The following is a 12482-nucleotide window of genomic DNA, read 5'->3' as shown; positions in this document are numbered from 1 at the left end:
AACGGTTAATGGTCAGATATTTTATGCAATCTAATGTGAAATGCCCCGTATGAGCAAATCACTCAGACGGGGCATTTATTCCGTTCCCGGCGTCGCGTCGCTCGGCCGGGCTACTCATTCAGGTTCGCGTCAGGATGCCAGCAGCTGATTCATACGGCGGATGAACTGGTTAGGATCCTCCAGCGTACCGCGTTCCGCCAGCAGCGCCTGATCCAGCAGCAGTTCGACCCACTCGCCAAACTGCGCGTCGTTCTGGGTATCGGCGGCGCGTTTCACCAGCGGATGCGCCGGGTTCAGCTCGAAGATGTATTTCACTTCCGGCGCCGCCTGACCGGCAGCGGCGAACAGCTTCGCCATCTGGGTGCTCATTTCGTCGGCATCAGTGGTGACAATCGCCGGAGTGTCGGTCAGACGATGCGTCAGACGCACCTCTTTCACGCGCTCACCCAGCAGGCCCTTAACACGCTCAACGAACGGCTCCAGCGCTTTTTCGGCTTCTTTGGTGGATTCGTCAACTTCGTCCGCCAGCTTCTCCAGCGACTCGTCGGCTTTGGCAACCGACTGGAACGCCTTGCCGTCGAACTCGGTCAGGTAGCTCATCATCCACTCGTCAATGCGATCGGACAGCAGCAGAACTTCGATACCTTTTTTACGCAGCAGCTCGAGGTGCGGGCTGCTCTTCGCCGCCGCATAGCTGTCGGCGGTGATGTAATAAATCTTCTCCTGCCCTTCTTTCATGCGCGAAACGTACTCTTCCAGCGACACGGTCTGCGCGGAAGAATCGGTATGCGTCGTGGCGAAGCGCAGCAGTTTAGCAATCGCTTGCTGGTTGGAAGCATCTTCCGCCGGGCCTTCTTTCAGCACCAGGCCAAACTGTTTCCAGAAGGTCTGATATTTTTCGGCGTCGTCTTTCGCCAGCTTTTCCAGCATCTGCAGCACGCGTTTGGTCAGCGCGGTGCGCAGATTACGGGTGACGTTGCTATCCTGCAGGATTTCACGCGACACGTTCAGCGGCAGATCGTTGGAATCTATCAGGCCGCGCACGAAACGCAGGTAGTTCGGCATAAACTGCTCGGCGTCATCCATGATGAAGACGCGCTGCACATACAGCTTCAGGCCGTGTTTATGATCGCGGTTCCACATATCCCACGGCGCCTGCGACGGAATATACAGCAGGCTGGTATACTCCTGCTTACCTTCGACGCGGTTGTGGCTCCAGGTCAGCGGATCGCTGAAATCATGGGCAATATGCTTATAGAACTCTTTGTATTCGTCGTCGCTGACTTCAGATTTGCTGCGGGTCCACAGCGCCTGCGCCTTGTTGATTTTTTCCCACGAAATAACGGTTTCGCCGTCCACTTCTTCGCGTTTTTCAATCTCAACCGGCAGCGCGATATGGTCAGAATATTTACTGATGATCGAACGCACGCGCCAGTCGTTGAGGAAGTCGTCTTCGCCTTCACGCAGATGCAACGTGATTTCGGTTCCGCGATCGGCCTTAGTGATATCGGCGACAGTATATTCGCCTTCGCCAGCGGACTCCCAAAACACGCCGTTTTCCGGCTTGTCGCCCGCGGCGCGGGTGCGCACGGTGACTTTGTCGGCAACGATAAAGGCTGAATAGAAGCCGACGCCGAACTGGCCGATCAGCTGGCTATCTTTCGCCTGATCGGAACCCATAGATTCGAGGAACGCTTTGGTGCCGGATTTGGCGATGGTGCCGAGATGGTCAATGACCTCGTCGCGGTTCATCCCGATGCCATTATCAGCGATGGTCAGCGTGCGGTTGTCTTTATCAAACGATACGCGTACGCGCAGCTCGCCGTCGCCTTCATACAGATCCGGCTGGGACAACGCGCGGAAACGCAGCTTATCCGCCGCATCCGAGGCGTTGGAGATGAGCTCGCGCAGGAAGATTTCTTTGTTGGAATAAAGAGAATGGATCATCAGGTGCAGAAGCTGTTTCACTTCTGACTGGAAACCACGGGTTTCTTGTCCTTTCATGTAAGTCGACCTCAACAATGCCATTTATTATTAATGGAAATAACGTGTTGGGGAGGAGATGGGGATAGGTGCGGGAAATTTCAAGCGGAGGCAGCGAACGCCGCCTCCATTTGTTCAGAAAATAATCTTGTGGCGCCCGGCCAGTGAGTGCGACAACGTGGTGCCGTCGACCATTTCCAGCTCGCCGCCAACCGGTACGCCGTGGGCGATGCGGCTGGCGTCAACGCCATACTGCGCGCAGAGCTCAGCGATGTAGTTGGCCGTCGCCTCGCCTTCAACCGTTGGGTTGGTTGCGAGGATCAACTCGCTGATTGACTCGGCTTCGAGGCGCTGCTCGAGGCGGTCAAGCCCGATGTCATCCGGCCCGATACCGTCAAGCGGCGACAGGTGGCCCATCAGCACGAAGTAGCGGCCGGAATACTGCCCGGTCTGCTCAATGGCGTAAATGTCCGCTGGACTCTCCACCACGCAGATCTGACCGTTTTCCTGGCGACGCGGGTTGCTGCAAATATTGCACACCTCCTGCTCGGTGAAGGTGCGGCAATCGGCGCAGTGGCCGATTTCCGACATCGCGCGCGTTAGCGCCTGCGCCAGACGCATACCGCCGCTGCGATCGCGCTGCAGCAGCGTAAACGCCATGCGCTGCGCCGACTTCGGGCCAACGCCCGGCAGACAGCGCAGCGCTTCCATAAGCTGAGTTAACAGCGGGCTGGTTTGCATCAGAACGGCATCTTGAAGCCTGGCGGCAGCTGCATGCCGGCAGAAACGGAGGCCATTTTCTCTTTCTGGGTCTCTTCAATACGGCGCGCTGCGTCATTGAATGCGGCAGCCACCAGATCTTCCAGCATCTCTTTGTCGTCTTCCAGCAGGCTTGGGTCGATTTCCACGCGGCGGCAGTTATGCGCGCCGTTGATGGTTACTTTTACCAGACCCGCGCCGGACTCACCGGTCACTTCCAGCTGCGCGATCTCTTCCTGCATTTTCTGCATTTTGTCTTGCATCTGCTGGGCCTGTTTCATCAGGTTACCCAGGCCGCCTTTTCCACCAAACATAGGCTTCTCTCTCAGTAAGTCATCGTTAAGGTACTGAACGCCAGTCAGACTGCCGCTCAAATGGGGCGGATACTCTCTTCATCCAGATCGGCGTCGAAGAATCGTCGCAGGGTCTGGATGTTGTTATCCGCAATAATCGCGTCGCGCGCCTGCGCGAGCTTCTCTTCATAAATTGCCTGTCGCCACTCCAGCGGCGTGCGCATCGCCGAATTATCATCTTCAACGATGGTCAATTCAACCGGCGCACCGTACAACACGCCCAGTGCTTCAGCAAGTTTCTGCTGTGCGCCGGCGGAGTTGAGATGCCGCTGACTCGGGCGTAAATGCAGACATATGCGATTGCCGTCCTGCTCTTTCCACGCGTTCAGCGCCACCTGTTCAACCAGTTTCGGTACCGCCAACTGGCTCACTTCCGCCGCCCAGCTATCGCGCTCAACCGCTTCCACGGCTAGTTTCGCCGCCAGCTCCGGCGTTTTTTCATGCTCCAGCGCTTTTTTCAGCGCTTTCGGCGTGGCGACCTCGACCTGGGTCTCTTCAATCGGGGCCGTCGATTTCCAGCGATAGGCTTCTTTCTTCGCCGGGGCCTGCTCAAGCGCGGCCGCAGCCGGACGAGCCTGTACGCGCTCGGTAATCGAACTCAGTCGTTCCAGCGCAGCGTTATTCACCGGCCGCGCGCGGGATGCGGCTGCCGGTTCACTCTTTTTTGGGGTGGTTGCTCCCGGGGTTCGCTGCAGCCGACTGCGCGCCGCCAGCACCTGGCTGGTGCTTTGCGGCAGATTCTGCGGCGGCGGAGCCGATGCGACCGGCGGCGCTGTTTGCTGCTGCGGCGCAGGCGCAGCGGTCTGCATGGGCTTCGCTTCCGGCTCCGGCAGCGGCTGACGCGGATGGAAAGCCAGCGCGCGCAGCAGCGTCATTTCAACCCCCATACGCCGGTCTGGCGCATAAGGCAGTTCTTTGCGGCCAATCAGCAGCGTCTGATAGTAAAGCTGCACGTCGGCCGGCGACACGGTACGCGCCAGCTCGCGCATACGTAGCTCGACGGCGGCCATATCCGCCCCCAGCGCCGATGGCGAGAGCTGAACCATCGCGATACGGTGCAGCAGACTTTGCATTTCCACCAGCAGCGCTTCCCATTCAACGCCGCGCGAGGCGGCGTCGCTGACGCCCGCCATCACGCGCTCGCCGTCGGCGGCCACCAGCGCTTCTATCAAGGATAGCGCCTGATCGTCGTCGAGGGTGCCGAGCATTTCGCTGACGGACTGCGCGGTTAAGCGGCCATCGCCGCTGGCGATTGCCTGATCGGTCAGGCTTAACGCATCGCGCAAGCTGCCATCCGCGGCGCGCGACAGCAGTTGCAGCGCGCGCGGCTCAAACGCGATCTGCTCTTCGCCAAGGATGTGTTCAAGCTGATGGCGGATCTGTTCGACATCCAGCGCCTTGAGGTGGAACTGCAGGCAGCGGGACAAAATCGTCACCGGCAGCTTTTGCGGATCGGTGGTCGCCAGCAGGAATTTGACGTGCGCGGGCGGCTCCTCCAGCGTTTTCAATAACGCGTTGAAGCTGTGACGCGACAGCATATGCACTTCATCGATCAGGTAGACCTTGAAGCGGCCGCGGGCCGGCGCGTACTGGACGTTGTCCAGCAGATCGCGGGTATCTTCCACTTTGGTGCGTGAGGCGGCATCGATCTCAATCAGATCGACAAAGCGGCCTTGTTCTATTTCGCGACAGTTATCGCAGACGCCGCACGGCGTCGCGGTAATACCGCTTTCGCAGTTTAACCCCTTAGCCAACAGACGGGCGATGGAGGTTTTCCCTACTCCGCGGGTGCCGGAAAAGAGATATGCGTGATGGATGCGCCCTAACGATAAGCCGTTCGCCAGTGCGGTCAGCACATGTTCCTGGCCGACGACGTCAGCAAAGGTTTGTGGGCGCCATTTACGGGCTAAGACCTGATAACTCATGGGCTGGCTCTGAAACGCTGGAAGGTGAATTCACGAGGGGGTAATGCTATCACAGCCCCGCCGGATCGGCGAGGCTATGTGTCGGGATTTGCTTAGTGGCCCGGGAAAGGCACCAGGCTAAAGCAATTGATGCCCAGTTTTTCCAGGCGCTGTTCACCGCCCAGATCGAACAGATTGATAATAAAAGCGGCATCGTGAACTTCGCCGCCCAGGCGACGAATCAGCTTCACGGTGGCGTCAATGGTGCCGCCGGTCGCCAGCAGGTCGTCAACGACCAGCACTTTATCGCCTTCTTTAATGGCATCAACGTGGATTTCCAGCTGATCGGTGCCATATTCAAGCTCATAGCTTTCGGCGATGGTTTCGCGCGGCAACTTGCGCGGCTTACGAACCGGAACAAAGCCAACGCCCAGCGCCAACGCAACCGGGGCGCCGAACAGAAAACCACGCGCTTCGGTCCCCACCACTTTGGTGATGCCGGCGTCTTTATAACGCTCGGTCAGCAGTTCAATGCTAAGCGCATAGGCTTTAGGGTCTTCCAGCAAGCTGGTGACATCGCGGAAAAGGATGCCCGGTTTCGGATAATCCTGGACGCTTTGGATGCTGTTCTTCAGATATTCAAGCTGCTGTGCAGTTGCGGTCATAAGTTTATGCCTGATTGAAACGGTGTTACCCACGGGCGTGCAAAATGGGCCAAAGAAACATTTGTTTAACCTTTGACCAGGCTTACCCGCGCTCGAAAACGCCAGAATTTACTGGCTGTCGCCAACAATTGCAACAGGCATTATTGCGCATCAGTGCTTTTGTTGCTTTGCGTCAACCACCGGAATGCGCCACATAAATATCAGCAGGCAGGCGAGGATCGCCAGCAGCAGGATGCGCACCCACATAAGCTTAACCAGCCACAGAGAAATGGCAAAGGTCAGTAAAATCATGATAATGGCTCGCGGCTTGGCCCCCGGCGGCATCGCCCGGTACTGCTGCCAGTGGCGAAGATAGCCGCCAAACCACGAGCGATACAGCAGCCAGTGGTGAAAGCGCGGCGACGAGCGGGCAAAACACCATGCGGCGAGCAGGATAAATGGCGTTGTCGGTAACAGCGGTAAGAAGACGCCCAGCGTCCCCAGCACTACCGCCAGCCAGCCAATGATGATTAAAATAATACGTGGCATAATGCGAATCGTTATCAAGCAGATGTCGCTACTGTAGCACAGTTGCTGAGTAGGGAATGGAGGAGTTATTTGAAAACAACCCGGCTTTTACAAACGCTGAAAAATCAGTTGGCTGAACTGGCGCTTCAGGTGGCGCCACTGTCCAGCCACGCTACGTTGAGCCCGCGTTTCGACCGCCAGCTGTTCCGTACCCGCGACACCCAGATGCAGGCGTATCTCGACGAAGCACAGCATAATCTCGCCGAGCTCCAGCATGCCGTTGAGCATCAGCATCTGCCCCAGGTCGCCTGGCTCGCCGAGCGGCTGGTGGCGCAGATTGCCGCCATTAGCCGTGAGACGGCGACCTGGTCGTTACGCCGCTGGGATAGCGCCTCGCCGACGCTAAACCGCTGGCAACGCCGCCGCCTGCAGCACCAGGAGTATGAGCGCCGCCTGCTGGCAATGCGCAACGATCGCCAACGTCAGCTGGCGTCGGCAACTACCCTTGCCGAACAGCAACGGCTAACGAAAGAGGTCGAGGCCTATGCCGGGCGCCTGGCCCGCTGTCGCGATGCGCTGGAAAATATTGAAAACGTACTGGCGCGTTTAACGCGCTAACAGGAGAGGACTATGTCGCTGGAAAATGCACCGGACGAGGTCAAACTGGCCGTCGATTTAATCATGTTGTTGGAGGAAAACCGGGTCAGCGCAAAAACGGTGCTGGGAGCGTTGGATATTATTAAGCGTGACTATGAAAACAAACTGAAAAACGCCCAACCTGACGCGCCCCTGTCAGAAGAATAAAACGATTCGGGGCGGCATATGCCGCCCCGATTAGCGATTATGCGACGCCTGGCGCCGTATCATCCCCTTTATTATCGCGCTTCACTTCCGTCACTTCATCTCCCTTCTCGTTACGCAGATGAACTTCCAGCTGGTTGAAGGCAATATCGATATTGTTTTCGCGGCACAGGCGATCGATCGAGCGGTTAAGTTCGTCCACCGCGTAGCTGCGATCGCGCAGTTCACGCACATAGAGGCGCAGTTCATGATCCAGCGTGCTGGCGCCGAAGGTGGTAAAGAAGACCGACGGCGCTGGTTCCTGCATCACTTTCGGATGTTCATGCGCCGCCTGCAGCAGCACCTCTTTCACTTTATCGAGATCGGATCCGTAGGCTACGCCCAGGCGGATCACCACGCGGGTGATGGTATCGGAGAGCGACCAGTTGATCAGCCGTTCAGTCACGAAGGCCTTGTTTGGAATAATCACCTCCTTGCGATCGAAATCGGTAATGGTCGTCGCGCGGATACGGATCTTACTGACGGTGCCTGAGAAGGTACCGATAGTGACCGTATCGCCGATCCGCACCGGGCGTTCGAAGAGAATGATCAGGCCGGAGACGAAGTTACCGAAAATCTCCTGTAAGCCGAAACCTAAACCAACCGACAGCGCCGCGGCCAGCCACTGCAGTTTATCCCACGACACGCCTAAGGAGCCGAAGACCGTCATCGCGCCGATGGCGATAATCGCGTAGTTGAGGATCGTCGTGATGGCATAGGAAGCGCCCTGACGCATATTAAGACGCGACAACACCAGCACTTCCAGCAGGCCCGGCAAGTTGCGGATCAGCGCCCAGGCGACCATCGAGGCGACAATCGCAAACAGCAGGCTGCCCATCGTCACGCTTTTCACCACGCTGGCGCCGGCTTCGGTGCCGTTGTAGTGCCAGAGCGTAATGCTGTCGAGATAGGCGAACACGGTTATCAGATCGGACCAAATCGCCCAGAACAGCACCGCGAACAACGCCACCATCACCAGCATGGTGATGCGCAGCGTTTGTTGGTTAACCTGTTCAAGCGCGATCGTCGGCTCTTCCTGCGGTTCGGCGCCTTCCGCCCCTTCTTTCACCAGATGCTGGCGACGCGCCAGCGCCCGGCGCCAGGCAATACGTCGCGCCGCCACACTCAGGCCGCGGAGAACGGTCTGGTATAGCAGATTCCACATCATCACCAGATAGACGGTCTCAATCCAGCGGCCAGCCAGACGCAGCGTGGTATAGAAGTAACCGGTCGCCGTGAGGACCATCAGCGCGACGGGCACAATCGACAGCACGGTCACCGTCAGCAGGCGCAGGCTGTGCGACTCTTTGTCACGCCAGCTTTCGCGGCACATCGGCCACACCAGCACCGCAATGAGCAGCAGGTTGACGAAGATAACAAACTGCCCCAGCACGTCGTCCATCAAATTAAGCGGAGAGAGCTCAGAAACAACCGACCAGAAATTCAGCGGCAGCAGCGCCAGGCTGACGCGGACGATCTGCCGCCGCCAGTGGCTGGTGAGCTGTGCGGGCATATTGAAATGCTTCACCGCCACGCCGTCTTTTTCCAGCACCTTCCAGCACAGGCCGAACACCAGCCAGAACATCGCTAGTTTTTTACTGTAGGCCCATAGCAGGTTGCTGACATTCAGCTGCATCGTCAGCAGGATAAGCCCGGCGGCGAGGATGAGCAGCACCACCGGCAGCGCTCTGATTAAATCTATCAGGATCGCTTTTGGCGTGTTTAGCTGAGTATCATTGCGTAACTGGCCTACCTGGGAGGCCAGCTTAGCCTGGTAATCACGCAGCCACTGCAAGCGCCAGCGGATCAGCCCGGCAATCAACAGCAGCGGCAGCCCGGCGAGGAACGCGATAAATACCGCCGGCCAGGCTTTCTCCCAGTTGACGGTGATTTTCATCGATTTGAACTGGGCTTTCAGCGCTTCCGGGAAGGATTTGATCCACTCCCAATCCATCGGCTTATTGCTGTTCACCCAGAAAATCTGCTGGGTCAGGATCGATTTCAGATTGCTGGAGACGCTCATCAACTGCTGCTGGTTAATCTGCAGGTTGATGGCCATCATCAGCTGGTTCCCCAGCTGTTTGTTAAACTGGTCGAGCAATTCTCGGCGCATGTCCACGACTTCCAACAGGGCGTCGTGAACTTCCGGCGTGACTTCGCTGCTATGGCCCTCTTCCAGCTTTGCCACAAAGGCATCGCTCTGGAATAACGCATCGCGCTGCTGGTTAACTTCAAACTGCTCCAGGCGCAGATCGGCAATGCGGTTAGTCATATCCTGCAGCTCATCCGCTGATGGCAATGTTTGCTGCTGCTGATAGAGGATACGCGACAGCAGCAGGCTGCCTTTCAATACCGAAATCTGCTCTTTGATATCGCGTTCGGATTGCAGCGCGCGGTCGAGCCAGTTTTTCACTCTGATATTGCGCTGCACCAGCTGGTTGCCGTTTTCCGTCGCCTGAATCAGCTTTTCGCTAAGCTGATGGTTAACTTCAAGCTCCTGCTTGACCAACGGGTTATTTTGGATCCGCGAGGTCTCCTCCGGCGAGACCGCTTCCTGAGCGGTTTTCTCGGTGAGGGTCAGCCGCTTGCTGTTCACCGCTTCCTGTAACAGTTGCAGCTGATGTTCCAGCCGGTTGCTGTGGGCGGTCACGTAATCGCGCTGTTTCTGCAGCGTATCCTGCAGCACAGTATTGCCTTCCAGGCTCTTACGCTGCTGTTCGATCTCCGCATTCAGCAAGGCCTGCTGCGCCAGCAGCAACCCCTGCTGAGTCGGGCGCAGCGTCTCTTCGCCCGGCGCGGTGCCGTTGAGACGGTTACGAATTTGCTGTAGCTGCTGGGAGGCGGAGTACATCGCGTTCTGCACGCGCTCCGGCTGCGTCTGCAGCGAGACCAATTGGCTGTTGTAGGTCGCCAGATCGTTCTGCGCGCTTTGCAGATCGTCGAGCGCCTGAGACACCCTGGATTCAAGCTGTCGCAACGATAACGTGCTCAGGGTTTTACGGGTGACCTCATCATCAGGAACATCGCTCAGCGCATTCAGGCTGTCTACCGCCTGACGCATTTTCGCCGGCGCCTGTTCAACCTGCTGACGCAGTTGCACAGTTTCAGACTTTATACGCTCAATCTTATCGAGCGTTTCTAAAGTCTGCGTCAGGTCCTGCTGAACTAATTTTTCCTGCGGCGTGAGTTCTTTTTGCTTATTTAGCGTAGTGAGCTGGCTTTGAATGTCAGAACGGTCAGGTAAATCTGCAGCCTGAACCTGGCTGAAGCTCAGAGTGCCAACTATAAGGACCAGTGCAAAGACAATGGTGGAAATAGCATGAGGCCAACGATTTGTATGCTGCATAGTATTAACATGAATGGTTGCAAATGCCGGAGAATACCGGGGGTCGTCGCAGCGCGCAGAATAGCACTTCTCCCTGCGCGCGAATAGCGGCAGAGATAAGTAAAATTTACCTTTATTTACGCCTGCGGATTCAGGCCATGACCTCAGACGAACTTCGTAGCGACGGGCAGGTCTGATACATCTCAATCAGCGCATCGACATAAGCACGGGCTTCCGCATGAAGGTTAAAACTCTCTGGTGCAAAGAGCCAGTTTTCCATTAATCCGGAAAGATAACTGCGCATCAGAATTGCCGCACGGCGAGTGAGTAAATTCGCAGGTAATTGTTGAGCAGTGATACAATCTTTTAATGTTTGCTCAATACGATCGTAGCTTTCAAGCCATAAACTGCGCTGTGCTTGTTGGACAACGGCCATTTCTCCGACAAATTCGCATTTATGGAAGATGATTTCCATCATCAGGCGTCTACGCTCCTCTACTACCGTCGCTTCGAGGATATAGACGAGTATTTCGCGAACAACTGACAGTGGATCGTTAGGGAATTTTGCCCGATACTCAACTTCGAGATCGCTAATGCTGGCGTCAGAGAGACTCCATATTTCATTAAACAGATCGGATTTGTTTTTGAAATGCCAGTATATAGCGCCCCTGGTCACTCCAGCAGCTTTTGCAATCGCGGCCAACGAGGTAGATGATACCCCTTGCTGCGAAAACAATCGCAGGGCGACGTCAAGAATCAGTTGCCGGGTTTCAAGTGCCTGTTGTTTGGTTTTTCGTGCCATAGGTTGATGACTTTACAGAGGTTGCGTTTACATACATTTGTGAATGTATGTACCATAGCATGACCATAATAGAAAGACTGTAGTGGGTTTGTGGACGTTTGAGCCACTAAAAAATTTGAAATTGGACACTCGAGGTTTACATATGAACAAAAACAGAGGGTTAACGCCTCTGGCGGTCGTTCTGATGCTCTCAGGCAGCTTAGCGCTAACAGGATGTGACGATAAACCGGCTCAACAAGGAGCCCAGCAAATGCCGGAAGTCGGTATTGTCACGCTCAAATCCGCACCTCTACAAATCACCACTGAACTTCCTGGTCGTACCAATGCTTATCGTGTCGCAGAAGTCCGTCCTCAGGTAAGTGGCATTATTCTGAAACGTAACTTCACTGAAGGCAGCGATATTCAGGCGGGGGTGTCTCTTTATCAGATCGATCCGGCAACCTATCAGGCAAGCTATGAAAGCGCTAAAGGCGACTTAGCGAAAGCCCAGGCCGCCGCAAACATCGCTCAGTTGACGGTCAAACGTTATCAGAAACTGGTTGGCACCAAATACATCAGCCAACAAGAATATGACTCAGCCGTTGCCGACGCTCAGCAAAGCAACGCCGCCGTCGTCGCGGCGAAAGCCGCAGTTGAAACCGCGCGTATCAACCTGGCTTATACCAAAGTGACGTCGCCAATCAGTGGACGCATCGGTAAATCCGCGGTCACCGAAGGCGCGCTGGTGCAAAACGGGCAATCTACCGCGCTGGCTACCGTTCAGCAGCTAGACCCTATCTATGTTGACGTTACCCAATCGAGCAACGATTTCCTGCGTCTGAAACAGGAACTGGCGAACGGTAAACTGAAGCAAGAAAACGGTAAGGCGAAAGTCGAACTGGTCACCAATGACGGTCTGAAATATCCGCAAGAGGGTACGCTGGAATTCTCCGACGTCACCGTTGACCAGACCACCGGTTCTATCACGCTGCGCGCTATCTTCCCGAACCCGGACCACACTCTGCTGCCAGGGATGTTTGTTCGCGCACGTCTGGAAGAAGGTATTAACCCGGATGCGCTGCTGGTTCCGCAACAGGGCGTTACCCGTACCCCGCGCGGCGATGCCAGCGTGATGGTGGTCGGCGAAGGCGACAAAGTTGAAGTGCGTCAGGTCACCGCGACTCAGGCTATCGGCGACAAGTGGTTAGTGACCGAAGGTCTGAAATCAGGCGATCGCGTGATCGTCGCTGGCCTGCAAAAAGTCAAACCAGGCGTACAGGTAAAAGCGCAGGAAGTAGCTTCAGACAACCAACAGCAAACCGCCGGCAACGCGAACGCTCAGTCTGAACAAACCAAGTCTTAACT

Annotated in this window: 11 protein-coding genes and 1 other annotated feature; of the genes, 3 read left to right on the top strand and 8 right to left on the bottom strand. The window is 56.2% G+C overall.

Going from position 1 to position 12482, the window contains the following annotated elements:
• Positions 1-129 precede the first annotated feature (129 nt).
• From htpG to EAE_RS13195, 6 genes are all read right to left on the bottom strand, one after another.
• Positions 130-2004: a molecular chaperone HtpG gene (htpG, locus tag EAE_RS13220; RefSeq protein ID WP_015704617.1), complete on the bottom strand. Its 1875-nt coding sequence runs from the start codon at positions 2002-2004 to the stop codon at positions 130-132.
• 114 nt (positions 2005-2118) lie between these two features.
• On the bottom strand, positions 2119-2724 hold the full coding sequence (gene recR, locus EAE_RS13215; protein ID WP_015367906.1) for a recombination mediator RecR: 606 nt from the start codon (positions 2722-2724) through the stop codon (positions 2119-2121).
• Entirely contained in the window at positions 2724-3056 is a 333-nt protein-coding gene (locus EAE_RS13210; protein WP_008805448.1) for a YbaB/EbfC family nucleoid-associated protein, read from the bottom strand. The genes recR and EAE_RS13210 overlap by 1 nt, the downstream gene beginning before the upstream one ends.
• 56 nt (positions 3057-3112) lie before the next feature.
• Positions 3113-5020, bottom strand: coding sequence for a DNA polymerase III subunit gamma/tau (dnaX, locus tag EAE_RS13205; protein ID WP_015704616.1), 1908 nt, complete (start codon positions 5018-5020; stop codon positions 3113-3115).
• Positions 3716-3780 (bottom strand) — a sequence feature (DnaX frameshifting element). (Overlaps the previous gene by 65 nt.)
• Before the next feature lie 92 nt (positions 5021-5112).
• A complete protein-coding gene (gene apt / locus EAE_RS13200; protein WP_015367908.1) occupies positions 5113-5664 on the bottom strand; it encodes an adenine phosphoribosyltransferase in 552 nt (183 codons plus the stop codon).
• Between the two features lie 150 nt (positions 5665-5814).
• The gene (locus EAE_RS13195) at positions 5815-6192 is read right to left on the bottom strand and encodes a DUF454 family protein (protein ID WP_015704615.1); all 378 of its coding nucleotides are present in this window, start codon (positions 6190-6192) and stop codon (positions 5815-5817) included.
• Between the two features lie 69 nt (positions 6193-6261).
• Between EAE_RS13195 and priC the strand changes: the two genes are divergently transcribed.
• Both priC and rsmS read left to right on the top strand, forming a co-directional pair.
• Positions 6262-6789, top strand: a complete 528-nt coding sequence (gene priC / locus EAE_RS13190) for a primosomal replication protein N'' (RefSeq protein ID WP_015704614.1) — start codon at positions 6262-6264, stop codon at positions 6787-6789.
• Positions 6790-6801: 12 nt separating this feature from the next.
• Positions 6802-6975: a pleiotropic regulatory protein RsmS gene (rsmS, locus tag EAE_RS13185; protein ID WP_015704613.1), complete on the top strand. Its 174-nt coding sequence runs from the start codon at positions 6802-6804 to the stop codon at positions 6973-6975.
• 37 nt (positions 6976-7012) lie between these two features.
• Here the strand turns inward: rsmS and mscK are convergent, their stop codons facing one another.
• Positions 7013-10357: a mechanosensitive channel MscK gene (gene mscK / locus EAE_RS13180; RefSeq protein WP_015704612.1), complete on the bottom strand. Its 3345-nt coding sequence runs from the start codon at positions 10355-10357 to the stop codon at positions 7013-7015.
• 130 nt (positions 10358-10487) lie between these two features.
• On the bottom strand, positions 10488-11138 hold the full coding sequence (acrR, locus tag EAE_RS13175; RefSeq protein WP_015704611.1) for a multidrug efflux transporter transcriptional repressor AcrR: 651 nt from the start codon (positions 11136-11138) through the stop codon (positions 10488-10490).
• A gap of 142 nt (positions 11139-11280) precedes the next feature.
• On the opposite strand from acrR, the gene acrA reads away from it, so the two are divergent.
• Positions 11281-12480 (top strand): multidrug efflux RND transporter periplasmic adaptor subunit AcrA, encoded by a 1200-nt coding sequence (acrA, locus tag EAE_RS13170; RefSeq protein ID WP_020079451.1) that lies wholly within the window; start codon positions 11281-11283, stop codon positions 12478-12480.
• Positions 12481-12482: the final 2 nt, after the last annotated feature.

It is taken from the genome of Klebsiella aerogenes KCTC 2190 (assembly GCF_000215745.1).
GTDB classification, from domain to species: domain Bacteria; phylum Pseudomonadota; class Gammaproteobacteria; order Enterobacterales; family Enterobacteriaceae; genus Klebsiella; species Klebsiella aerogenes.
This window is presented reverse-complemented; position numbering and strand designations above follow the sequence as displayed.